General features: G+C 71.2%; 23 protein-coding genes. 13 read left to right on the top strand and 10 right to left on the bottom strand.

Annotation, left to right across the window (positions count from 1 at the left end; translation table 11 throughout):
• Window positions 1–19 precede the first annotated feature (19 nt).
• From FV226_RS07060 to FV226_RS07030, 7 genes are all read left to right on the top strand, one after another.
• Window positions 20–1,648 (top strand): CTP synthase, encoded by a 1,629-nt coding sequence (locus FV226_RS07060; RefSeq protein WP_147751383.1) that lies wholly within the window; start codon window positions 20–22, stop codon window positions 1,646–1,648.
• A gap of 16 nt (window positions 1,649–1,664) precedes the next feature.
• Entirely contained in the window at window positions 1,665–2,063 is a 399-nt protein-coding gene (locus FV226_RS07055; protein ID WP_147751382.1) for a DUF350 domain-containing protein, read from the top strand.
• Between the two features lie 128 nt (window positions 2,064–2,191).
• Window positions 2,192–2,806 (top strand): DUF1190 domain-containing protein, encoded by a 615-nt coding sequence (locus FV226_RS07050; protein WP_147762333.1) that lies wholly within the window; start codon window positions 2,192–2,194, stop codon window positions 2,804–2,806.
• Window positions 2,806–3,972, top strand: a complete 1,167-nt coding sequence (locus tag FV226_RS07045; protein WP_147762332.1) for a glutathionylspermidine synthase family protein — start codon at window positions 2,806–2,808, stop codon at window positions 3,970–3,972. Before FV226_RS07050 ends, FV226_RS07045 begins: the two co-directional genes overlap by 1 nt.
• Window positions 3,973–4,025: 53 nt before the next feature.
• Window positions 4,026–4,478 (top strand): DNA polymerase III subunit chi, encoded by a 453-nt coding sequence (locus FV226_RS07040; RefSeq protein WP_147762331.1) that lies wholly within the window; start codon window positions 4,026–4,028, stop codon window positions 4,476–4,478.
• Window positions 4,479–4,720: 242 nt separating this feature from the next.
• Window positions 4,721–6,232 carry a peptidase S10 gene (locus FV226_RS07035; RefSeq protein ID WP_147762330.1) on the top strand — a complete coding sequence of 504 codons (1,512 nt, stop codon included), beginning with the start codon at window positions 4,721–4,723 and terminating at the stop codon, window positions 6,230–6,232.
• Between the two features lie 68 nt (window positions 6,233–6,300).
• A complete protein-coding gene (locus tag FV226_RS07030) occupies window positions 6,301–6,615 on the top strand; it encodes a hypothetical protein (protein WP_246685529.1) in 315 nt (104 codons plus the stop codon).
• A 77-nt stretch (window positions 6,616–6,692) separates the two neighbouring features.
• Here the strand turns inward: FV226_RS07030 and FV226_RS07025 are convergent, their stop codons facing one another.
• The gene (locus FV226_RS07025) at window positions 6,693–8,483 is read right to left on the bottom strand and encodes a hypothetical protein (RefSeq protein WP_147762328.1); all 1,791 of its coding nucleotides are present in this window, start codon (window positions 8,481–8,483) and stop codon (window positions 6,693–6,695) included.
• A gap of 170 nt (window positions 8,484–8,653) precedes the next feature.
• Here FV226_RS07025 and FV226_RS07020 point away from each other — a divergent pair, with 170 nt between their 5' ends.
• The 5 genes from FV226_RS07020 (at window position 8,654) to FV226_RS07000 (ending at window position 14,405) form a co-directional block, all read left to right on the top strand.
• Entirely contained in the window at window positions 8,654–10,156 is a 1,503-nt protein-coding gene (locus FV226_RS07020) for an NAD(P)/FAD-dependent oxidoreductase (protein ID WP_147762327.1), read from the top strand.
• A 108-nt stretch (window positions 10,157–10,264) separates the two neighbouring features.
• Window positions 10,265–11,545, top strand: a complete 1,281-nt coding sequence (locus FV226_RS07015; RefSeq protein WP_147762326.1) for a PQQ-dependent sugar dehydrogenase — start codon at window positions 10,265–10,267, stop codon at window positions 11,543–11,545.
• Between the two features lie 231 nt (window positions 11,546–11,776).
• Window positions 11,777–12,097, top strand: coding sequence for a cytochrome c (locus tag FV226_RS07010; RefSeq protein ID WP_147751373.1), 321 nt, complete (start codon window positions 11,777–11,779; stop codon window positions 12,095–12,097).
• A gap of 258 nt (window positions 12,098–12,355) precedes the next feature.
• The gene (locus FV226_RS07005; protein ID WP_246686155.1) at window positions 12,356–13,762 is read left to right on the top strand and encodes a PAS domain-containing protein; all 1,407 of its coding nucleotides are present in this window, start codon (window positions 12,356–12,358) and stop codon (window positions 13,760–13,762) included.
• Window positions 13,763–13,964: 202 nt separating this feature from the next.
• Window positions 13,965–14,405, top strand: a complete 441-nt coding sequence (locus tag FV226_RS07000) for a hypothetical protein (RefSeq protein WP_246691518.1) — start codon at window positions 13,965–13,967, stop codon at window positions 14,403–14,405.
• A gap of 27 nt (window positions 14,406–14,432) precedes the next feature.
• Here FV226_RS07000 and FV226_RS06995 read toward each other — a convergent pair whose 3' ends face one another.
• From FV226_RS06995 to FV226_RS06980, 4 genes are all read right to left on the bottom strand, one after another.
• Window positions 14,433–15,572, bottom strand: coding sequence for a GNAT family N-acetyltransferase (locus FV226_RS06995; protein ID WP_246691517.1), 1,140 nt, complete (start codon window positions 15,570–15,572; stop codon window positions 14,433–14,435).
• Window positions 15,569–16,915 (bottom strand): oligosaccharide flippase family protein, encoded by a 1,347-nt coding sequence (locus tag FV226_RS06990; protein ID WP_147762325.1) that lies wholly within the window; start codon window positions 16,913–16,915, stop codon window positions 15,569–15,571. Before FV226_RS06990 ends, FV226_RS06995 begins: the two co-directional genes overlap by 4 nt.
• Before the next feature lie 163 nt (window positions 16,916–17,078).
• A complete protein-coding gene (locus tag FV226_RS06985) occupies window positions 17,079–17,873 on the bottom strand; it encodes a GDSL-type esterase/lipase family protein (RefSeq protein ID WP_246685555.1) in 795 nt (264 codons plus the stop codon).
• Window positions 17,874–17,989: 116 nt separating this feature from the next.
• The gene (locus tag FV226_RS06980; protein WP_147762323.1) at window positions 17,990–19,081 is read right to left on the bottom strand and encodes an OpgC domain-containing protein; all 1,092 of its coding nucleotides are present in this window, start codon (window positions 19,079–19,081) and stop codon (window positions 17,990–17,992) included.
• 184 nt (window positions 19,082–19,265) lie between these two features.
• On the opposite strand from FV226_RS06980, the gene FV226_RS06975 reads away from it, so the two are divergent.
• Window positions 19,266–19,574, top strand: a complete 309-nt coding sequence (locus FV226_RS06975) for a hypothetical protein (RefSeq protein WP_246685554.1) — start codon at window positions 19,266–19,268, stop codon at window positions 19,572–19,574.
• A 19-nt stretch (window positions 19,575–19,593) separates the two neighbouring features.
• Here FV226_RS06975 and rfbA read toward each other — a convergent pair whose 3' ends face one another.
• The 5 genes from rfbA to queE form a co-directional block, all read right to left on the bottom strand.
• Window positions 19,594–20,472: a glucose-1-phosphate thymidylyltransferase RfbA gene (rfbA, locus tag FV226_RS06970; protein ID WP_147762322.1), complete on the bottom strand. Its 879-nt coding sequence runs from the start codon at window positions 20,470–20,472 to the stop codon at window positions 19,594–19,596.
• A complete protein-coding gene (rfbD, locus tag FV226_RS06965; protein WP_147762321.1) occupies window positions 20,469–21,368 on the bottom strand; it encodes a dTDP-4-dehydrorhamnose reductase in 900 nt (299 codons plus the stop codon). The genes rfbA and rfbD overlap by 4 nt, the downstream gene beginning before the upstream one ends.
• Entirely contained in the window at window positions 21,369–22,451 is a 1,083-nt protein-coding gene (gene rfbB / locus FV226_RS06960; RefSeq protein WP_147762320.1) for a dTDP-glucose 4,6-dehydratase, read from the bottom strand.
• 47 nt (window positions 22,452–22,498) lie between these two features.
• Window positions 22,499–23,050, bottom strand: coding sequence for a dTDP-4-dehydrorhamnose 3,5-epimerase (rfbC, locus tag FV226_RS06955; RefSeq protein WP_147762319.1), 552 nt, complete (start codon window positions 23,048–23,050; stop codon window positions 22,499–22,501).
• 146 nt (window positions 23,051–23,196) lie between these two features.
• Window positions 23,197–23,829, bottom strand: coding sequence for a 7-carboxy-7-deazaguanine synthase (gene queE, locus FV226_RS06950; RefSeq protein ID WP_147762318.1), 633 nt, complete (start codon window positions 23,827–23,829; stop codon window positions 23,197–23,199).
• Between the last annotated feature and the right edge of the window lie 56 nt (window positions 23,830–23,885).

Below are 23,885 nucleotides of genomic sequence, written 5' to 3'. Positions count from 1 at the left end.
TCTCTATGGACCGAGGCCCATGACGCGGTACGTTTTCATCACCGGCGGCGTGGTCTCCTCGCTCGGCAAGGGTTTGGCCTCTGCGGCGCTCGCAGCGCTGCTCCAGGCGCGCGGCTACACGGTGCGCCTGCGCAAGCTCGACCCCTATCTCAACGTCGATCCGGGCACGATGAGCCCGACCCAGCACGGCGAGGTCTTCGTCACCGACGACGGCGCCGAGACCGACCTCGACCTCGGGCATTACGAGCGCTTCACCGGCGTGCCGGCGACCCGGGCCGACAACATCACCACGGGCCGGATCTACCAGGACATCATCGCCAAGGAGCGCCGCGGCGACTACCTCGGCGCGACGATCCAGGTGATCCCGCACGTCACCAACGCGATCAAGGACTTCGTCCGCGACGGCAACGACGCCTTCGACTTCGTGCTCGTCGAGATCGGCGGCACGGTCGGCGACATCGAGGGCCTGCCGTTCTTCGAGGCGATCCGCCAGCTCGGCAACGACCTGCCGCGCGGCTCGACCGCCTTCGTGCACCTCACGTTGCTGCCCTACATCCCGTCCGCGGGCGAGCTGAAGACCAAGCCGACGCAGCACTCGGTGAAGGAGCTGCGCTCGATCGGCATCCAGCCCGACATCCTGCTATGCCGCTGCGACCGGCCGATCCCGGCCGACGAGCGGCGCAAGCTCGGGCTGTTCTGCAACGTGCGCGAGACCGCGGTGATCGAGGCGCGCGACGTCGCCTCGATCTACGACGTGCCGCTGTCCTACCGCGAGGCCGGCCTCGACCGCGAGGTGCTAGCGCATTTCGGGCTCGCCCACGACGGCGAGCCGGACCTGACGCGCTGGCGCACGATCTCGGAGCGGGTGCGGAACCCCGAGGGCGAGGTCACCATCGCCATCGTCGGCAAGTACACGGGGCTGAAGGACGCCTACAAGTCGCTCACCGAGGCGCTGACCCACGGCGGCATCAGCCATCGCTGCCGGGTGAACCTCGAATGGATCGAGGCGGAGGTGTTCGAGCGCGAGGACCCGGCCCCGTTCCTGGAGGGGATCAACGGCATCCTGGTGCCGGGCGGGTTCGGCCAGCGCGGCGCCGAGGGCAAGATCCGCGCGGCCCGCTTCGCGCGCGAGCGCAAGATCCCGTATTTCGGGATCTGCTTCGGGATGCAGATGGCGGTGATCGAGGCGGCCCGGTCGCTCGCCGGCGTGCCCGACGCCAACTCCACCGAGTTCGGCGACACGCCCGAGCCTGTCGTCGGCCTCCTCACCGAGTGGCTGCGCGGCAACGAGCTGGAACAGCGGGCGGCCGCCGGAGACCTCGGCGGCACCATGCGGCTCGGCGCCTACGGCGCGACGCTCCACCCCGACACCAAGATCGCTGCGATCTACGGTAGCACCGACATCTCCGAGCGCCACCGGCACCGCTACGAGGTCAACATGGCCTACCGTGAGCGGCTCGAGGCCAAGGGCCTACGCTTCTCCGGCCTGTCGCCGGACGGGCTGCTGCCGGAGACGGTGGAGCATGTCGGCCACCCGTGGTTCATCGGCGTCCAGTTCCATCCCGAGCTGAAGTCGCGCCCGTTCGCGCCGCATCCGCTGTTCGAGGGGTTCGTCGGCGCCGCGATCGAGCAGAGCCGCCTGGTGTGAGGCGGCGGTGCCCGCGATGACGTCGATCTCCGGGCTGCCCGCCTTCCTCGGCTACGGCGCCGTCGCCTGCGGGCTGGTGGCGCTCTACCTCGGCGTCTACTTGACGGCGACCGCGCACCGCGAGATCGCGCTGATCCGGGCGAACAACGTCGCCGCCGCGATCGCGCTGGGCGGCAGCCTGGTCGGCTACGCACTGCCGCTCGCCGTGGCGATCTACAACGCGCAGTCTGTCCTCGACTGCGTGATTTGGGGCCTCGTGGCGCTGGTCGTGCAGATCCTGATCTACTTCCTGGTCCGGCTCGTCCTGCCGGACCTGTCGCGGCGGATCGCAGATGGGGAAAGCGCCGCCGCGATCCTGCTGGCCGCCGCCTCGCTCGCTGGCGGTGTGATCGACGCCGCGTCCATGACCTACTGAACGCGGCCGGTCGCGGCCGTCCGATCGTCGGCCTGCGACCTTCTCAAGCGCGGCCGGAGTTCTTACGTCTCGGCCTTGCGGCATTCTGCCGTCCAGGAGCCGGGCCGTCCGAGACGGTCCGAACGATCATGTCCTCGCCGATCGAACGGTCTTCGAAGCGCTCGACCACCGTCGCGCTCGTCCTCGTCGCCGGCGCAGGGGCCACGGCCTTCGCGCTCGGCCGCTGCGACCCCTCGCAGCGCGAGGAGGACGTGCTGGTCTACCGCGATCCCGACGCCTGCATCCGCGGCGGGCTCCGCACGGAGAACGATTGCCGGAGCGCCTACGCCACGGCCCTGGCCGCCTACCCGGAAGGCGCGCCGCGCTATCCCTCACGCGTCGATTGCGAGGGGCATCATGGCGCCGGGCACTGCGTGGACGGTACCGCCGTCGCGGCGAGCGCCGCCGGGAGCTTCGTGCCGATGCTCGCCGGCTACGCGGTCGGCCGATTGGCCGAGCAGGCCCTCGCGCCGCAGCCGCTGTATGATCATCGCCCCGATCAAGCCGGCATCGCATCGTCCGGCGCGGGTGGAGGCGGCTACTGCACGAGCTGGGGCGGGCGCGTCGTCACCGGCAGCGGTGGCGCGTCGTCGAGCGCGCGGGTCTCGTCGGCCGCGGTGCGTCCGGCCGCCTTCGGCGGGTTCGGCGCCACGGGCCGCAGCTTCGCCGCGCACGGGACGGCGGGCCACGGGGGCGGCGGCTGATGCGCCGCATCGCGTTGGGCGAGCGGCCGGACTGGCGCGCGAGCGCGCAGGCCAACGGCTTCACCTTCCACACCCTCGACGGCGCACCTTATTGGGACGAAAGCCACGCCTACGCCTTCACCCTCGAAGAGATCGAGCGCGACATCGAGGGGCCGGGCACCGAGCTCCACGCCCTGTGCCTCGACTTCGTCGCCGACGCGGTCGAGGACGCGCGCATCCTCGCCTCGCTCGCGATCCCGGAAGCCGCCTGGGACGTGGTGCGTGACAGCTGGCGCCGCGGCGACCCCACGCTCTACGGCCGGCTCGACCTCGCCTATGGCGGCGACGGCACCGGCCCGGCCAAGCTCTTGGAATACAACGCCGACACGCCGACGGCGCTCTACGAGGCGGCGGTGTTCCAGTGGCTGTGGCTCGAGGACCTGCTGCGGCTCGGCCGGCTGCCGGCCGGGTCGGACCAGTTCAACACCGTGCACGAGTGCCTGATCGCCCGCTTCCGCGCGGTCGGCGGCGCGTCGCTGGCGCTGACGGCCTACGCCGACGCGCCCGAGGACCGCGGCACCGTCGCCTACATCGAGGATTGCGCGCGCCAGGCCGGCCTCGCGACCCGCTTCCTCGACCTCGGCGACATCGGGCTCGCCGCCGACGGCCGCTTCGTCGACCGGGCGCTGACGCCGATCACGACCCTGTTCAAGCTCTATCCGTGGGAATGGGCGTTCGCGGATGCGTTCGGCGCGGCCTTGTCCGCGACGCCGACGCGCTTCCTCGAACCGCCGTGGAAGGCGGTGCTGTCGAACAAGGGGCTGCTGCCGCACCTGTTCGCCCGCGAGCCGGGCCATCCGAACCTGCTGCCGGCCTATTTCGAGGACGACCCCCAGAAGGCGCGGCTCGGTACCTCTTTCGTCAAGAAGCCGCTGTTCTCGCGCGAGGGCGCCAACGTGCTGATGGTGTGCGACGGCGCCGTGCTGGCCCAGGACCACGGCCCCTACGGCGCAGGCGGTCACGTCCGCCAGGCGCTCGCCGAGCTGCCGTGCTTCGACGGGCGCCACGCCCTCGTCGGCGCCTGGATCGTCGGCGACGACTGCGTCGGGCTGTGCCTGCGCGAGTCGGATGGGCCGATCACAACGAACGCGGCCCTGTTCGTCCCGCACGTGATCCTGCCGGGGTGAGTGCGCCGATGACGCGCTGTGCAAGGCGCGCGCGACGGCCTATCTGAGCGGACGTGACGGACATCCTCTTCTACCACCTCCAGAACCAGCCGCTCGAAGCGGTGCTGCCGAACCTCGTCGAGAAGTCGCGCGAGCGCGGCTGGCAGGCGGCGATCCAGGCGGCGACCGAGGAGCGGCTGCAGGCGCTCGACGACCACCTCTGGACCTTCCGCGACGACAGCTTCCTGCCCCACGGCACCGATCGCGAGCCGGATGCGGCGAGCCAGCCGGTGGTGCTGACGCTGCGCGAGACCAACCCCAACGCCGCCGCCATCCGCTTCCTCGTCGAGGGCGCCGACCTGCCGCCGGATGTCGGCGACTACCAGCGCATCTGCGTGCTGTTCGACGGCACCGACCAGGATGCGCTCCTGCGCGCCCGCGAGCAGTGGAAGGCGGCCAAGGCCGCCGGCCACGCGGTCGCCTACTGGCAGCAGGACGACGACGGCCGCTGGCTGAAGAAGGCGTGACGTTCCCTCGCGCACCCGACCGGATTTCAGGATTCGCCATGCGCTTGTTTGACAATGCGATCGAGGCCGCGCTCCGCGCGCTTCCCTCCCCCCTCTGCGGGAGAAGGTTGCCCGCTCAGCGGGCCGGGAGGGGGGAGCGACAGTGCCGGATAACGCGCACCCCTCTCCCGAGCCTCGCCGACGCGAGGCAAACCCTCTCCCGCAGGGGGGGGAGGGCATGCGCGTTCGGGTTTGCGCTCCTGATGGCTTTCGCCCCGCTTCCGGCCATCGCCCAGGCGCCGCAGCGCGGCCCCTCCGAATCGCGGCCGGCCGAGGGCCGCAAGCTTCCGCCCGATTCCACCACCGAGCAGAGCGTCACGCTCCCCAACGGCCAGAAGCTCGACTTCACCGCCACCGCCGGCAGCCTGCCGCTGGTCGACGAGTCCGGCAAGCTGCAGGCCGAGATCGCCTTCGTCGCCTACACTCGCCCCGCGGCGGCCGGGACGGCGCGGCCGATCACCTTCGCGATCAACGGCGGCCCCGGCGCGGCGTCGGCCTACCTGAACGTCGGCGCGATCGGCCCGTGGCGCCTGCCGGCCGACGGGTCGAGCATCAGCCCGTCACGTTCGGTGGCGCTGGTGCCGAACGACGGCACCTGGCTCGACTTCACCGACCTCGTCTTCATCGATCCGGTCGGCACCGGCTACAGCCGCGCCGCCGACGGCGACGGCAAGGCGTATTGGAGCGTCGACTCGGATGCCTCGGTGCTGTCGGCGGCGATCGCCCGCTACCTGCGCGTCAACACCCGCATGGGCGACCCGAAGTTCTACGTCGGCGAGAGCTACGGCGGCTTCCGCGGGCCGCTGATCGCCGCCAAGCTCCAGGAGGATGTCGGCGTCGGCCTGTCGGGCCTCGTGCTGCTCTCGCCGGTCCTCGATTTCGGCACCCTGTCGCCGCCGCGGTCCAACCCGTGGGGCAACATCCTGCGGCTGCCCTCGTATGCGGCCGGCGCCCTCGAGCGGGCCGGCACCGTGCCGACCCGCGACACGCTCGCCGACACCGAGCGCTACGCCACCGGCGCCTACCTGGCCGACCTGTTGAAGGGGCCGAACGACGCGCCGGCGGTGGCGCGCCTCACCGAGCGCGTCGCCGCGCTGACAGGGCTCGATCCGGCATTCGTCAAGGCACAGGGCGGGCGGCTGTCGTCGAACAGCGTCCAGCGCGAAGTCGACCGCGCCACGGGCCGCGTCGCCAGCGCCTACGACACCGGCGTCAGCGGCTGGGACCCGGACCCGACCGCGGCGCATTCCGGCTTCGACGACCCGCTGCTCACCGCTTTGCAGGCGCCGCTCACCAGCGCGATGATCGACCTCTACGCGAAGAAGCTGAACTGGCGGGTGACGAACCTGCGCTACGAGCTTCTGAACACCGCCGTGAACCGCAGCTGGAGTTGGGGCGGCGGCCGCTCCGCGCCCGAGGCGGTCGGAGCGCTTCGCGGGGTGCTGGCGCTCGACGGCAACGTCCGGGTGCTGGTGGCGCACGGCTTCACCGACCTGGTGACGCCGTACTTCGCCTCCAAACTGCTGATCGACCAAATCCCGTCCTATGGGCCTGAGCCGCGGCTGTCGCTCGCGGTGTACCCTGGCGGGCACATGTTCTATTCCCGCCCCGATGCGCGGGCGGCGTTCAAGCGCGACGTCTCGGCCCTTTACGCCGCCGCGCTGAAGGCCCGCGAGGGCACCGCACCCAACTTGGAGCGCAAGGAGGCGCCGTGACGTTGCCCGACCTGCGAACGCTCGCCAGCGGCACCCTGTTCGCGGCAGCCCTCCTCGGCGCCTGCACCGTGACCGAGCGGACGCCGCCGCCGGCCCCTTCCGAGATCGTCCCGATCCCGCCGCGCGTGGCCGCGGCGCCGACCTTCACCGGTCCGGTGCTCGCGCCGGACGGGTCCTGCACCGGGCCGGTCCCGACGAGCGCCGCCGCGATCGAACTCGGGATCGGCGAGTGCGACCTCGTGCGCCTGAAGGGCCGCCCGCCGGTGGACGTGCTGGTGGGTGAAGGCCGCGCGGGTCGTGAGGTGCAAGTGCTCTACACCGAGCCCGGGGCGAAGGAGCTGTACTTCTTCGTCAACAACAAGCTCGACCGGGTTGTGAAGTAGGCAGCCGGAGGCGCGCCTTCGCATCGCGACCTTTACGACATCGTGAGCGAGGCGGCGCGACCCGGTCGCGATCCGCGCTACCGCACCCGCCAAACCTTCAGCACGTCGCCGTCGAGGGGCAGCGGTTCGAGCCAGTCGGCCTGGACTTCGCCGCGGGCGAGGCGCGTGGCGAAGGCGGGCCCGTCGAGGCCTGGGCTCGGCCGCGCACGGCAGACGACGACGTAGCGGACGCCGTGCGCCGCCACGTGCCGGCGCAGGTCGGCCTCGCTGCCGCCGAGACCTTCGATCGCGGCGGTGAGCCCTGGGATCGCCCGGTGATACGGCGCCGCGACCACCGCATGCGGCGTCCGCATCAGGATCGACGGACCCATGACGACCGGCGCGAGCACCGTTCCGGCGGGAAGCGCGGCGAGCGGCTTCACCGCGCCGTCGGCCTGGCAGGCGAAGGCCTCGGCGCTCGCCGCGGCGGCCCCGCTTTCTTCGAACAAGCCGGCGAGGGCCGCCGGGGCCATCCAGGCGGTGCTGATCATCGCGATGCCGAGGGCGGCGAGGCCGGCCCGCCGGCGCGGCGCGGCAGCGCGGTCGCCCGCCAGCGCGAGTGCGCGGTCGAGCACCGGCCCGGCCACCAACGGGATCAGCCCGGAGGCGACGTAGATCCCACGGAACTGGAACCAGCCGATGACGAGGCCCGGCCAGAGGAGGACGGCGGCGACGCCGTAGGCGCGCCGATGTTCGGGCGCCCCGCGGAACGCCGCCCAGGAGGCGGCGAAAGCCGCCAGCGCCAGGACGGGATAGTAGACCAGCATCTCCCACTGCCGGCGGGCGACGAACTTCGGCACCGAGGTCATCTCGTTGACCATGAGCAGCCAGCGGTCTCGGACCAGCAGCGTCATCCCCGGGAACGGGCCGACGAGGCAGATCGGAAACAGCAGGGCGAAGCCGCCGACGAGGACCGCGCCGATCGCCGCGACGACGGCGATGCGCGCCCCGATCGAGCCGAGCCGCCGGTCGAGCCCGGCGCAGACGAGCGCGGCCGCGCCCCCGCCGCACGCGAGCCAGAGCCAGGGCGGCGAGAGCGCGTCGCAGGCGGTCGCGGTCCAGAGATGCGGCGCGGTCTGGGCCCCGAACAGGAGCGGCGCCGCGAGCCCGAGCCCGAGGCCGAAGCCGAGGAAGCAGGGCAGGGCCGGCCGGCCGCGAAAGACCCAGTCGCCGACCACGAACAGCGCCCCGAGCGCGACGGAGGGCAGGCCTTCGAGGCCGATCGCCAGGGAGAAGGCCGCGAGTGCCCCGGCCGCCACCCCGGCCCGCGCGCCGCCGCGGATCAGGGCCGTCGCCATCCCGAGGATCGCGATCATCTGCACGTCGTGGTGGTCGACGCGGCCGGCGGCGAATTGCACGGTGACGCCGAAGGTCTGCGTCGCGGCGAGCACCGCCAGCACCGCCGCCCGCGGGCCGAAGCTCGTCCGGACGCCGGAAAAAAGCGCGGTCGCGTAGACCGCGAGCAGCAGCGGCGGCCAGAACGCCGCGACGAGCCCCTCCGCCAGACCGGAGCCGACCCACGGCGTCAGCACGAGCAGCAGGCAGGCCAGCGGCGCGTCGAGCAGGCGCGACCAGTGGCTCGGCACGCCGTCCGGCGGCAGGAAGCGGTACTGCACGTTGTCGTACCAGCCCTGGCCGGCGGCGAGGTCGCGGGCCTCGACCAGGCGCATGGCGTCGTCGGTGTCGGGCACGCGCAGGTGCCGGATCGTCTCGATCACGTCGCCCGGCGGATACAGCGTGACGACGCAGAATAGGACCAGCAGCCACAGGAGCTTGCGCGCATGGAGGCCCGCCGGCGGCGCGGCCGGAAACGAAGCTGTGGCCGCCATCGCGCCTCTCCGGTTGTCCGCCGGAGGGTCCGGCCGCGACGGATCTCGTCGTGCTGGCGCGACCTTGCCGCGAACGCGCTTAACGGGCGGTCAAGGCCGCCGGCTTGGCAGGTTTCCTTAACCACGCCGGGAGCAAGGTCCGACGACGCGAAGGCAGGCCGGGGCAGCGGATGAGTCACCACACCGAGACGCTGGTGATCGGCGGCGGACCCGCCGGGCTGACGGCGGCCTACCTGCTGTCGAAGCAGGGCCGCGACGTCACCGTGCTGGAGCGCGACCCGGATCAGGTCGGCGGCATCTCGCGCACGGTGAGCCACAACGGCTACCTGTTCGACATCGGCGGGCACCGCTTCTTCTCGAAGTCGAAGGCCGTGGTCGACCTCTGGGACGAGATCCTGCCCAACGACTTCATCGAGCGTCCGCGCCTATCGCGGATCTATTACCAGGGCAAGTACTACGCCTACCCGTTGAAGGCGTTCGAGGCCCTGCGCAACCTTGGGATCCTCACCAGCACCGCCTGCGTGCTGTCCTACCTCTACGCCCGCGCCAAGCCGATCCATGAGCCCAAGCACTTCCACGGCTGGGTCCGCAACCAGTTCGGCGAGAAGCTGTTCTCGATCTTCTTCAAGACCTACACCGAGAAGGTCTGGGGCATGTCCTGCGACGCGATCTCGGCCGATTGGGCCGCGCAGCGCATCAAGGGCCTCGACCTCGGCGCCGCCATCCGCGACGCGCTGAAGCGATCGCTCGGGATCAAGGCCAAGCGCAAGGCCGGCGAGCCGGTGATCAAGACGCTGATCGAGTCGTTCCGCTATCCCCGCCGCGGCCCCGGCATGATGTGGGAGGCGGCCGCCGACAAGATCGCCGCGCAGGGCGGAAAGGTGCTGCTCGACCGCGGCGTCGACGGCCTCTCGTTCGACGCCGCCGCCGGCCTGTGGCGCGTCTCGGCCCTGCGCGGCGACGGCACGCGCGAGACCTTCACCGCGCGCCACGTGATCTCGTCGGCGCCCGTGCGCGAGCTCGTGGACGCGATCACGCCGCGCCCGATCAGCACATTCCAGGCGCGGGCGCTGCAGTACCGCGACTTCGTCACGGTGGCGCTGATCGCCAAGTCGCAGGAGTACTTCCCGGACAACTGGATCTACATCCACGACCCGTCCGTCCAGGTCGGCCGGGTGCAGAACTTCCGCTCGTGGTCGCCGGAGATGGTGCCCGACGAGGCCCACACCTGCCTCGGACTCGAATATTTCTGCTTCGAGGGCGACGGCCTCTGGACCGCGAGCGACGCCGACCTCGTGGCGCTGGCCAAGCGCGAGATCGGGCAGATCGGCCTGATCGACCCGGCCGACGTGATCGACGCCTGCGTCGTGCGCCAGCCCAAGGCCTATCCGGTCTACGACGAGACCTATGCCGAGAACGTCGCGCTGGTGCGGATCGAGCTGGAGATGGACTACCCTACGTTGCATCTTGTGGGGCGCAACGGCATGCACAAGTACAACAATCAGGACCATGCGATGATGACGGCGATGCTCACCGTCGAGAACATCGTCGCGGGCAAACGCCGCCACGACGTCTGGCGGGTCAACGAGGACGCCGAGTACACCGAGGCCGGCGTCTCCGGCGCGGAGCACGCCCTCGCCAGCGAGCGGCTGGTGCCGCGCAAGGTCGCCTGAGGCGACAGAGGCCGGGCCGCGTTACGACGCGGCCTTGCCGGCGCCCGCCCGCGGCATACACTCCCCGCCAACGCCCGGTCTCAAGGGCGGTCTCGGGAGATCAGCCCCATGCGTCCGGTGTTCCTCGCCGCGCTTCTGTCCAGCGCCGCCCTCGTCACGTCCGCCCTCGCCCAGGGCGCGCCGCCCGCCGAGACCAAGGCCAAGGTGGACGACTTGGTCAAGCTCCAGGGCATGCAGAGCACCAACACGGCGCCCGCCCCCGAAATCCCGCAGACCGGCCGCAAGGCCGACGCGATCCGCAAGACGCTCGCCAAGATCAAGCTCCCCGAGGGCTTCAAGATCGACCTCTACGCGATCGTGCCGGACGCCCGCGCGATCGCCGTCGGCCCCAATGCCGGCGTGCTGTTCGTCGGCACCCGCAAGACCAAGGTCTACACCGTCACCGACCGCGACAAGGACCGCGTCGCCGACGAGGTCCGCGCCTTCGCGCCGGGCATCGACTTCAAGATCCCCAACGGCGTCTGCTTCTCGAAGGACGGCGTGCTCACGGTTGTCGAGCAGAACCGGGTGCTGTCCTTCCCCGCGGCCGAGTTCTTCTACGAGAACCCGGACGTCGCCGCCGGAATCGTGGTCAAGCAGGGCGAGCTGATCCCGGCCTCGGAGGAGAGCTACAACCACACCGCCCGCGTCTGCCGCGTCGGCCCGGACGGCAAGACCTACATCGCGCTCGGCCAGCCCTACAACGTGCCGGCGCCCGAGAAGATGGATCTCTACCGCACGCACGGCATCGGCGGGATCGTGCGCATGGACGCCAACGGCAAGAACCGCGAGGTCTACGCCACCGGCATCCGCAACTCCGTCGGCATCGACTTCGCCGCCGACAAGTCGTTGTGGTTCACCGACAACCAGGTCGACGGCATGGGCGACGACAAGCCGCCGGGCGAGCTCAACCACGCCACCAAGGCCGGCGAGAACTTCGGCTTCCCGTGGTTCGGCGGCGGCGCCGTCCGCACCGTCGAGTACAAGGACCAGACCCCGCCGGCCGGCGTCGTCGCCCCGGTGGCCGAGCTGGCGCCGCACGCGGCCGACCTCGGGCTGACCTTCTACAACGGCCGCCAGTTCCCGCAGGCCTATCGCGGCGGCATCTTCATCGCCGAGCACGGCTCGTGGAACCGCACCGAGCCGGTCGGCGCGCGCGTCATGTTCGCGCCCGTCGTCGACGGCAAGGTCGGCCAGCCGAAGCCCTTCGCGGAAGGCTGGCTGACCGGCGACGGCGAGTATCTCGGCCGCCCCGTGGACGTCGCGGTGCTGCTCGACGGCTCGCTCCTGGTCTCCGACGACTCGGCCGGCGCGATCTACCGGATTTCGTACGAAAACGACGCGAAATAGAACACACTTCCATCGGTACAGCCACACGCACCGACACCTGAACGGCCACTTGCACGATCACTTCCAGGATCACTTTCAAAACCACTTGCAAAACCACTTGCACAGTCACCTGCACACGCACGCGCCGGGCTCGCCCGGCGCGTGCGGCCGGGGTGCCGATCCCGGGCTCGGCGGCGTGCGGGCGATGCGCATTCTCGAACGTCCACAGGCTCGCACCCGCCCGGTCCCCGCATGATCCGCCTCGCCGCCTTCGCCCTGATCCTCGCCCTCGCGCCCGCCCTCGCCCAGGCCGGCGACGCGGCGGCGGGCCGGAAGCGCGCCACCGCCTGCCAGACCTGCCACGGGATGGACGGGCTCTCGAAGCTACCCGAGGCGCCGAACCTCGCCGGCCAGGTCGAGGTCTACCTCGTGAAGGCGCTCACCGAGTACCGCGACGGCACCCGGCAGAACCCGGTGATGTCGGTCGTGGCCAAAGACCTGTCGGATGCCGACATCGCCAACCTCGCGGCCTATTACGGCGGCCTGCAGATCGAGGTGATCCCGCCGGGCTGAGCGGGACGAGCGGCGCCGGCCGGGGGGGCGAATTTGTCCTCGGCGTCGAGCCTCGGATTGAAACGCGAGCCTGCTCGACCGGCTGGTCTCGACCCGATCGTGGCGTAGCGATCGACCTGTAGGATGCAAAAGGCCGACGTTCGCGCGCTGGGCATCGGGAATGTCGGCTGGCGTCGGGGCTGTCTGCCGAAGGATCTATGATGTCGGTCCGTCGCGGTCTACTGCTTGAAGAGCCATAACGACTCGGGGACGACCGCCATGCAGGAAGACGGCGGAGATCCGGATGGATGGGCTGGCATGAACGCCATCAGCGCCAACGACATCGTCGAAACCATCCCGACCGGTCTTCTGGTGCTCGACGGGGATCTGCGCGTCCGGTCGGCCAATCGCGCGTTCTGCCGCACCTTCGGCGTGACGGTCGAGGACACCATCGGGCAGCGATTGTTCGAGCTCGGCAACGACCAGTGGGACATTCCGGCTCTCCGAGACCTGCTCGGCACGATCATCCCCGATGACCAGGTCGTCGAGGCCTACGAGGTCGAGCACGACTTTCCCGGGATCGGTCGCAAGGTCATGCTTCTCAACGCCCGCAAGGTCTACCGCCCGGGCGACGGCACAGAGCGGCTTCTGCTGGCCATCGAGGACGTGACGGAGGCGCGCGAAGCGCGACGCGAAAGCGAACGCACCTGGGAACTTGCCCAGAACGTCGTCGATACCATTCGGGATCCGCTCCTGATCCTCGAAGGCGACATGCGGGTGACCACCGCGAGCCGCGCCTTCCTGCAGCTCTTCGACGTGCCCGCCGAAGCCGTGATCGGCCACAAGCTTCACGACCTGTCGCAGGGGCAATGGAAGATCGGGAAGCTGCAGGCGCTGTTGGCGCGCGTGGTCCCGGACGAGGAGGCCTTCGACGGCTTCGAGATCGAGGACGAATTTCCGGGCCTCGGAAGACGAATCTTCAAGCTGAACGCCCGCAAGGTGTTCCGCCCCGGCGATCACGTCACCCGGATGCTGGTGGTGTTCGAGGACGTGACCGAGGCGCGGATGCTCGAACGGCATCGCGAGATGCTGTCGACCGAGCTGGCCCATCGGATCAAGAACAGCCTGACGGTCATCACCTCCTTCGTATCCTACGAGGCCCGCCGGGCGGCCGAACCGTGCCGGGAAGGCTACCGGGCCATGCAGGCTCGGATCGGTGCGGTCGCCCAGCTGTACGATGTCATCGCGCGCTCCGCCGCGCTCGGCCCGGTCCCGATGGACACCTACCTCACCGGCATCGCCACGAGCTTGCGCGCCAGTCTTCTGGGGGAGGGCTCGCACGTCACCATCTCCGTCTCCGCGGAGCCGCTGTCGATCGATCCCGATCACGCGGTGACGATCGGACTGATCGTCAACGAGCTCGCGACGAATGCGGTCAAGTACGCGTTCCCTGACGGGAAAGGTCAGATCGTCCTCGGGTTCGACCGGCGTGAGGGTGAGGTCGCCCTGACCGTCAGCGACAACGGCGCCGGTCTCGTGGTCACCGGCGGTGGGCCATCCGGCTCGGGACTCGGCTCGCGCTTCGTCGAAGCCTTCGTGCGCCAGATCGACGGCATTCTCGCGACCGCGACCAACGCCCAGGGCACGACGTTCACGGTACGCCTTCCGTCGTCCATCCTCGCATGAGGGTGGCGCTGCGATCCAATCGGATCGCCCGGGTGGAACGTCCGATCGTGGGGGCCGCCTGGGCCTGCGCGATGATCTTTTCGGCTCGAAGCGGACCGGCAGAGATGCATGCGTTGCACACCGCCTGCCCGACGTTCACACTGAGACGCGACCCCAGCCGGGGGTAGCCCAAAGCCGATCCTGGACGCACGCGGAGGCATCGATGCGGGTCCCCACAGCTTTCGCCCCGGACGCGACGGTGTTTCCCGCACGCGTCGCGATCGGGCTCGGGCCGCGCCCGGTGCTGGTCGTGGCCGCCGCCGTCGCGCTCGTCGCCGGGACGGTCGGGGTCGTGCGGGCGCCTGCTGTTGCGATCGATCCGGATCTCGTCCGGGTGATCCGCTGCATGGCCCTGATCAAGGGCGGTCTGGCGTTGGCCGCGCTCGCGGCCTGCCTCTGGCGCCTCGGGCGGCCGGCCGCGGGCTGGCGCAGATTCGCCTACGTGGCGGGGCCGCCGTCGATGCTGGGCGGGGCCGTCGCCCTGTGGTCGCTGCACGGGGTCGGGCTCGCGGCGCTCGGCCTGCATCTCGGGCTGTTCGGCGTGCTCGCCGCGGGGCTCACGGACCCCGCCTTCTTCGACGGCTGGCGCCGCCGGCGCGCGTGACGGCGGCGCGATTTTCCATAAAACGCGTCAGCGGCCGAGCCGCCGCCTGGCCTCGTCGCGGGCTCGATGCTCGAAGCGGGCGAGGGCGACCCGGCGCTCCAGCGAGAGCGCGTCGCGCCCCGGCGGCATCGCGATGATCTCGGCCACGGTCTCGCGCTCGCGGTAGAGGCCTTCGAGGGCCGAGCCCGCGAGCGTCGCCGAATCGAGCCTGTCGGCGAAGGCGTCGTGGTGGCAGGCGCGCACGATCTCGGCCTCCAGCAGCAGCCCCGGGGCGCAGGCGCGCTGTACCTCGTCGTAGGCGGTCTTCAGAAGCGTCGCGACGCCGCCGCCGACGAGCGCGAGGCTGATCGCCACCGGCCGGCCGTCCAGCGCCAGGATGTCCGCGCGGGCGCCGACCGGCCCCTGCGCCGGCCCTTTCTTCTGCCCGAACAGCGCGCGCGCGAAGGCCGCGTGCTCCGGCCGGCAGGCCATCGCCGTGCCGGCCGCGCCCTTCCAGCCCGCGCGCTCCAGCGCGAGGAAGGCCGCGACCGCTTGGTCGAGGTTGGGGCCGGCGGTCGCGGTCGCGAAGGTCACCGCGCCGGCCTCGCCGAGGCGCTTGGCGCGGCGGCGCAGGTCCTTCAGGCGGCCCTTGTGCGGGTGGCCCTCCAGGAACGCGTCGTGGCTCGCACGCCGGTCGAGCACCGGGCGCGCGAACGCGGCCACCGTGGCGCGCCGCCAGCCGGCGCGGTCCATCGCTGCGACGAGGCCGGCGCCGGCCGGGCCGTCGAGGGGCAGCAGCGGCCAGCGCCAGGCCCGGCCGCCGGAGGCGGCTGCGAGGCCCGCGACGAGGGCGTCGAGCACGGCGTCGCGTGCCGGGCCGTCGGCGACGAGGGGCGCGGTCGCGGTGACGAAGGGCGAGAGGAAGGGCCGCGCGACTCGGCCCCCGAGCGCGCTGACGTCGCGCGCGAGCTGGTAGGGCAGGGCGGCTTCGAGCCGTCCTGCGCGGCGGATTTTGACGAAGCGCAGGGCCTCGGGGGCGAGGCCGGCGCGCTGATGCGCGGCGACGACGTGGCGGGCGTAGTGCGGATGCGGCGCCCGCGCCCGCGCGAACAGGTCGTCCCATTCGGCCGCATCCGGCGCGTCGGACGGGCCGGCCTCGATCGCGGGCATGTGGACGGCGGGGATCATCGCGGGTTCGCCGTGAAAAGGCCGGTCCAGACCGGGGTCGAGAGGCCGTGGACGCGGTGCGCCGCCAGCGCCAGGATGCCGGCGCGCAGGATCGTGGTCAGCGCCATCCCGAGCGCCGCGCCGATCACCCCGAGATGCGGCACGAGGAGCAGGCAGGCGCCGACGGCCACCGCCAGCATCGCCAGGGTGATGCCGGCGCAGAGCCGCTCACCGCCGAGCATGGTCAGCAAATCCTCGCCCGGGCCGAACAGGCTCGCGGCGACGCTGCCGGCGGCGAGCACGGCGAGGATCGGGATGCTGTCGGAGAATTGCGGGCCGAACATCGCCAGGAGCAGCGGGCTGGCGGCGACGACGGCGAGCGCGACGAGGGCGGTGGCCGCCAGGGTGCCGCGGCCCTGCAGGCGCACGAGCCAGGCCAGCGTCGCCCGGTCGCCGACCGCATGCGCCGCGCTGAAGCGCTGCGCGGTGGCGGCGACGGCGGCGAAGTGCACGAACACCACGAATTGCTGGATGCGGGTCGCGGCGAAGTACAGGCCGACCGCCGAGGGCGGCATCAGGAAGCCGAGCACCACCACGTCGACGAAGGTGAAGCCGGCGTTGGCCAGGTCGATCAGCGCGATCGGCAGGCTGGCGCCGAGCCAGTGGCGCCAGCGGTAGCGGCGCGGGCCCTTGGGCAGGGTGCGCGCCATCCGCGCGATCACGATCGTCGCCTGGATCGCCACCGACAGGATCGCGGCGGCGAGCATGCAGGCCATCGCGACCCAGGCGTGGGCGGGCGCCCCGAGCAGGATCGCGGCGACCATCGCGACCATCATCACGGTCTGGCGCACGAGGTAGGGCGGGGCGATCGCCAGCACCGCCCAGTTCTGGCTGCGGGCGAGGCCTTCCAGGAAGTCCTGGAGCGCGAACAGCGGCAGCACCAGCGCGGCGACGAGGAGGGGCGCCCGGTAGGGCCCGGCGACCCAATCCGGCCGCAGCGTCAGGATCGCGGCGCCGAGCCCGGCGACGAGGAGGGCCGCCGCGCCGATCGCGACGGCGCCGGCCACGAGGTAGCCGCGGGCGTGGTCGAGGTCGCCGCGGGCCTGGTCGACCGGCAGGAAGCGGCAGGCGCCCTGCGACAGGCCGAGCGTGACCGAATGGCCGATCATCGCGGTCCAGACCCAGACCGTGGCGAAGATGCCGTATTCCTGCCAGCCCATCAGCCGGGCGGTGAGCACCTGCGCGCCGTAGGCGAAGCCGGCCGAGGCGATGCGGATCGCGAACACGTCGAGGGCGGTGCGGGCGGGGCCGGTCGCGGCGGCGCGCAGGCGGTGGACGGCCGAGCCGAGGGTCGCCGCCGCCATGTCCGCCTCCTCGATCCCGCGCGGATCGGCCCCGAGCCCTAACCCGGCCGCCGTTGCGGCGGGGTTAATGGGGCAGGGTCAGGGTCTTACCAACGTCAGGGTCTTACCAACGTCAGGGTCTTACCAACGTCGGGGTCTTACCAACGTCACGGCTTTGCCGGCCTCAGGGCCTCGCCGGCACCGCCGTCGCCCCCGCGGTACCGGTGGGCTTCGGCGCCGTCGCTCCCGCGGTTCCGGTGGCCTCGGGCTGCTGCAGCGACAGCGTGATCGCGCGGCTGACGTGTTCGGCCATGCAGCGCAGGCCGAGGTCGTTGAGGCGGAACTGCTGGCCGAGCATGTGGCCCTCGCCCTTGTCGCTACGCCCGGCGAGGTAGCGCATCGCGTCGTAGCGCAGCACCAGCGGCACCTTCTCCTGCGTCGCCACGGTGCGCACCGACTGGACGATGCTGGTGTAGTAGGCGTCCGCCGCGAGGCTCGCGGTGTAGAGCGGGTCGACCAGCACCACGTCGATGTCGTGCGACTTGATCCACTTCACGGTCTCGGTGAGGGCGTCGGTGAAGGCGTCGAGCTCGACCCGGGCGAGGGCGTCGTGGGTGCCGACCTGCCAGATCACGAGGTCCGGCTCCACGTCGGCGACCATGCTGCGCAGCCGCTCGGCCGCGCCCGAGGCGATCTCGCCCTGGAGGCCGCGATATTCCATCACCACGTCGACGTTGGGCATCGCGCGCTCCAGCGCCGTCTCGAGCTTGACCGGATAGGTCGCCGAGGCCCCGGGCGCGGCGTTGCCGCCGATGGCGAGCACCCGCACCGGGCGGTTCTTCTGCAACGCCGCCTTCACCGCCGGAAGCTGGGACAGGGTGTAGAGCTGCGAGCCCGGGACGCGGCATTCCGGCGACAGGCTCGGATCGCCCGGCTCCGCCTCCTTGCTCCCGGCCCCGGAGGGCGGCGACACCACCATCGGGACGCCCGGCGCACGGGGCGCCTCCTGAGCTGCGACCGGCCAAGGCGCGACCGGCCAAGCCGCGAGCAGGGCGATAAGCCATGCGACGGCGATCCGGTGCATCGCGCTTGTCCTCACGACGCCACCCGGGGCTTGCGGCCGCGCCATTCCACGAACCACGCCGTCGCGCCGAGGCCGACGATGCCGACGGCGAGCACGATCATGTCGACGACCAATCCGCCGCCGGTCCGAAACCGCAAGAGCTGGCCGCCGAGGCTCAAGATCGATCCCATGGAGAACACGGCCAGGGAATTCCGGCCCAAGCCCGCAAGATACCCGACAATCAAGGGGATCCGAGGCGCGATGATACCGTAGACCGGGCCGAACGCGAGAAGGACGCCCACGAAATGTAACAGGCGTGCCGGCGTCAGGTAGGTCTTGTCGAAGGTGAACAGCAGTCGCGGGTCCGGCACCAGCATCGGATCGGGCCGGATCTCCAGCACGGAGAGCACGATCCCGAGCACGACGATCGCGATCCCGAGGGGGAACAGCCGACGCGACCAGAGCCGGAGCGTGCCCGAGGTGCGGTTCCAGTCCTGCAGCACGAAGCCGAGCACGAGCAGCAGCTGCCAGCACCACGGATCGAAGAACCAGTCGCCCTGGCCGGGCCAGGATTGCAGGTTCCACTCCTCGACCAGGCTGGCGAGATAGAGCCCGACCGAGAGCCCCAGCGCCAGGAGCCGGTTCAGCCGGGCGATCAGCACGAAGACCGGGGCAATCCCGAGCAGCACCACGTAGAGCGGCAGGATGTTGAAGAACCCGAGCTGGTGGGTCAGCAGGACCATGCCGACGACGGTCTGGATCGGGTCGGCGAAGAACCCGCCGGCATTGTGCCATTCGAGGATGAGCGGGTTGTCGAACACCAGCGCGGTGCCGGCGATCATCGCCAGCGCGATCACCATCACGGCGAGCTGCGCCCGGTAGACCTCGATGGTGCGCGACAGCAGGCGCAGGACCGAGCGCAGGCGCGGCTCGGGCGTGCCGTCGCGGCCGCGGGTGGCGATGCCGATCGACCAGCCGGCCAGGAACACGAACAGCTCGGCCGCGTCCGAGATGCCGTATTGCGAGTAGGTGTAGCGCTCGAAGGTGTTGCCGGGGACGTGGTTGATGAAGATCGTGACGAGGGCGAGCCCCCGCCAGAAGTCGATCGCGTTCGGTTCCCGCATCGCGGTGTCGGCTCCGGAAGTTCGGCGTGCGGGCTCGGCGGGCGTCGGCGCTTCGCGACGCAGCGAAGGCGGGTCCTGATACGGCGGCGCAGGCCCGACTGCAAAGGTTGGACGCGAACGAGGCGCACGACAGGTCGAACCGCCGCGCCGCGAGCCGCGTTACGCCGGGACCAAGGAGCGCACGATGTCCAGAACCCGCCCGATTTCCGTCTTCGTCCTCGCCGCCGCTCTGGCGTCGTCCCTCCCGGGGCAAGGCTTCCTCCCGGGGCAAGGCTTCCTCGCGGGGCAAGCCCTCGCCCAGGCCGAGACCGGGACCGGCGGCGGCGCGGCCTCGACGGTGACGGCGCCGAACACCTCGCGCGTCGGCCGGACCATGCCGCCCTCGACCGGGGCCGGCGCGGCCACCGCCGACGACCGCCGGACGCGCACGCCGAACGAGAAGCAGGACGACCAGCTCATGCGCGGCATCTGCATCGGCTGCAGCCCGAAATAGCGCCCGCCCGGGCGGCGGTTCATTCTGCCGCGTGTTCGCGCGCCAGCCTGAGGAGGTTCTGCCCGTAGGCGGTCTTCTTGAACAGCTCGCCGCGGGCGACGAGCTGGTCGCGACCGATGAAGCCGCGCTCGAACGCGATCTCCTCCAGGCATGCGACCTGGAGGCCCTGACGGTTCTGGATCGTGCGCACGAACTCGGAGGCTTCGAGCAGGCTGTCGTGGGTGCCGGTGTCGAGCCAGGCGTAGCCGCGGGACATCTTCTCGACGTGGAGCTGGCTCAGCTCGAGGTAGGCCTCGTTGACCGAGGTAATCTCGAGCTCGCCGCGCGGCGACGGCTTCACCGCGGCGGCGATGTCGAGCACCTGGTTGTCGTAGAAGTACAGGCCGGTGACCGCCCAGGTCGATTCCGGCTCGGTCGGCTTCTCGACCAGGCGCAACGGGCGCCCGGCCGCGTCCAGGGTGACGACGCCGTAGGCCTGCGGGTTCTCGACGTGGTAGGCGAACACCGTCGCGCCGGCCTTGCGCTCGGCGGCGCGCGCCAGCAGGTCGCTCATGCCGGCGCCGAAGAACAGGTTGTCGCCGAGGATCAGCGCCACGTCGTCGTCGCCGACGAAGTCGCGGCCGATGATGAAGGCCTGGGCCAGCCCCTCGGGCTTCGGCTGGACCGCGTAGGAGAAGCGTAAGCCGAACTGCTCGCCGGTGCCGAACAGGCGCTTGTAGTTGTCGAGGTGTTCCGGGCTCGAGATGATCAGGATCTCGCGGATGCCGGCCAGCATCAGCACCGAGACCGGATAGTAGATCATCGGCTTGTCGTAGACCGGCAGCAGCTGCTTGTTGATCGACAGCGTGGCCGGGTGAAGCCGCGTGCCGGAGCCGCCGGCCAGGATGATGCCCTTCATCGGGACGCCTCCGTTGGGACCGGCCCGATCAGGCGGTCGAGGATGGTGTCGAGAGCCTGTTGCCACGGTCGCATCGCGATGCCGTAGGCTGCGTGCAGGCTCTCGGTGGACAGTTCGGAATTGGCCGGGCGCCGCGCCGGCGTCGGGTAGGCGCTGGTCGGGATGCCGGCGACCGGCACCTCGCGCCCGCCGCGCGCCACGCTGCCGGCGACGACGGCTTGCGCAAAGCCGTGCCAGGTGGTCGTCCCGGCGTTGACGCAGTGGAAGGTCCCGGTCGGCGCGTTCGCGTCGTCCGCCATGCGCAGGGCGACCACGGCGAGCGCCGCGGCGAGGTCGGCGGCGGAGGTCGGGCAGCCGTGCTGGTCGTCGACCACGGTGAGCCGGTCGCGTTCGGCCGCGAGCCGCAGCATCGTCTTCACGAAGTTGCCCCGGTGCGGGCTCACCACCCAGGCGGTGCGCAGGATCGCGTGGCGCGGGTTGCCGGCCCGCACCGCCAGCTCGCCGCCGGCCTTGCTCGCGCCGTAGACGCTGCGCGGGGCGATGGGGTCGTCGGGCCGGTAGGCGCCGGGGCGCGTGCCGTCGAAGACGTAGTCGGTGGAGACGTGCACCAGCGGGATCGCGTGGCGCGCCGTCTCGGCGGCCAGGATCGCCGGCGCCAGCGCGTTGAGGCGCCAGGCCGAAACCGGCTCGGATTCGGCCTTGTCGACCGCGGTGTAGGCGGCCGTGTTGATCACCGCCGCGAAGCGACGTTCCGCCAGCAGGCGGGCGACGGCATCGGCGTCGGTGATGTCGAGGGCTCCGCGGTCGGGGGCGTGCACCGTGACGCCGTCAGGCCAGGCGTAGGCCTGCAGCTCGGTGCCGACCTGCCCGGCGCCGCCGAGAACGAGGATGTCCATTCAGGCGCCCTTGCCTGTCGTGGGCGCGCCCTCGCTCGGCGCGAGGCCGAGGCGCTCGCCGGTGTAGCGGCCCTCGCGGATCGGGCGCCACCAGGCCTCGTTGTCGAGGTACCAGCGCACGGTCTCCTCCAAGGCCTGCTCGAAGGTCTTGGACGGCGCCCAGCCGACTTCGGCCTCCGCCTTGCTCGGATCGATCGCGTAGCGCCGGTCGTGTCCGGGACGGTCGGCGACGAAGCTGATCAGGTTTTCGTGCGGGGCGCCCTCGGGCCGAAGCCGGTCGAAGGCGGCGCAGAGCGCCTTCACCACGGCGAGGTTGTTGCGTACCGCGCGGCCGCCGAGCAGATAGGTCTCGCCGACCCGGCCGCGCTCCAGCACCGCCACGAGGCCGCGCGCGTGGTCCTCGACATGGATCCAATCGCGCTCGTTCAGGCCGTCGCCGTAGACCGGCAGCTTGCGGCCTTCGAGCGCGTTGAGGATCATCAGCGGGATCAGCTTCTCCGGGAAGTGGCGCGGCCCGTAATTGTTCGAGCAGTTCGTCACCAGCACCGGCAGGCCGTAGGTCTCGTGCCACGCCCGCGCCAGGTGGTCCGAGGCTGCCTTCGAGGCGGAGTAGGGCGAGCGCGGATCGTAGCGGCTGTCCTCGGTGAAGAACGCGTCCGGCGGCAGCGAGCCGTAGACCTCGTCCGTCGAGACGTGGAGGAAGCGGAACCGCGCCTTCGCCTCCGCTGGCAGTGCTTCGTAGTGGCCGCGCGCGGCATCCAGCATCACCTGCGTGCCGATGACGTTGGTCTGGATGAAGGCGCCCGGATCGGTGATCGAGCGGTCGACGTGGCTTTCCGCCGCCAGGTGCATCACCGCCTCCGGCGCAAAGTCTGCGAAGGCCGCGCGCACCGCGTCGGCGTCGCAGATGTCGGCCTCGACAAGGCGGTGGCGGGAATCCTCGGCGAGGCTGTCCAGCGACACCGGGTTGGCCGCGTAGGTCAGCGCGTCCAGCGTCAGCACGTCGTGGCCGAGGTCGCGCACGAGATGGAGCACGAGAGCGGAGCCGATGAAGCCGCAACCTCCGGTCACCAGAATGCGCATGGCAGGCCTTTCCTTGAATGCGTCGACGGTCGTCGCAAGCCGGGTCCTCAGAACACCGGTCCGAGGTCCGACAGGCGCGGCGCCGCCTTGTCCTTGTCCGACAGGATCGCCTCCGCCGCCGAGACCGGCCAGTCGATGCCGACCTTGGGGTCGTTCCAGACCAGGGCGCGGTCGTGGGCCGGGCTGTAGTACGCGTCCACCTTGTAGGCCACCATCGTGTCGGGCGTCAGGGTGCAGAACCCGTGGGCGAAGCCGTGCGGGATGAACAGCTGCTCGCCGCCCTCCGCATCCAACGTCACCGTCACATGCTGACCGTAGGTGGCAGAATCGCGGCGGAGATCGACCGCCACATCGAGGATCGCCCCGGAGAGCACCCGCACGAGCTTGGCCTGCGGCTGCGGCGCGACCTGGAAGTGCAAGCCGCGGATCGTTCCCTTGGGCACGGAGAACGACTGGTTGTCCTGCACGAACGCGCAGGTGATGCCGGCCCGCGCCAGCGCGTCGACGCGGAACGTCTCCGAGAACCAGCCGCGGGCGTCGCCGAAGCGCTTCGGCTTCACCCGCATCACCCCGGCGAGCCGGGTCTCGATCACGTCCATCGCACGCTCTCCGATGGTGCTGCGCTCAGCGCCCGACCGCACCGTCGCCCACGCGACGGCGTCCGCCTCGGACGCATCGAGCGGGCTTCCAAGCATTCCGGGGGGCTGTCAAGTCGCAAGGACCTTTCGCGGCTCCAGAGCGCCCGCTACGGAATCCCGATCATCTTGTGCGTCTGGAGCGAGAGCCGCCAGCGCGCATCCGCCCGGCAATAGGCGACCGCCGCGCCGGTGTTGGCGACCCGGTCCGGGCCGTCCATCGGCTGAAGCCAGCGATGGTGGAAGTCGAGGTCGGCGACGGTTTCCGGCGCGAGGCCGGCCTGCGGGAAGACCAGCTTCAACTCGTCGCCGTGCCGCTGCACCAGGGGGGCGCCGGCCTTGGGGCTGACGCAGATCCAATCGATCCCCTCGGGCGCCGCCAGCGTTCCGTTGGTCTCCACCGCGATGGCGAAGCCGCGGGCGTGGACCGCCGCGATCAGGGCGGGATCGAGCTGCAGCAGCGGCTCGCCGCCGGTGAAGACGACGTAGTGCCCGTGCGGACCGCCCTCCCAGGTCTGCGCGATCCGGTCTGCCAGGTCGTCGGCGGTGGCGAACTTGCCCCCGCCCTCGCCGTCGGTGCCGACGAAGGCGGTGTCGCAGAACCGGCAGACCGCCTCGGCCCGGTCGGCCTCGCGGCCGGACCACAGGTTGCAGCCGGCGAACCGGCAGAACACGGACGCCCGCCCGGCCTGCGCACCCTCGCCCTGAAGCGTGTGGAAGAGTTCCTTGACCGCGTACGCCATCGCCCCGCCGTGCCCGCGCGCCGTCGGCGCGGCCCCCGTCCCGTTCCAAAAGGTCG

Source organism: Methylobacterium sp. WL12, assembly GCF_008039475.1.
In the GTDB taxonomy this organism is placed as follows: Bacteria; Pseudomonadota; Alphaproteobacteria; order Rhizobiales; family Beijerinckiaceae; genus Methylobacterium; species Methylobacterium cerastii.
This window is presented reverse-complemented; position numbering and strand designations above follow the sequence as displayed.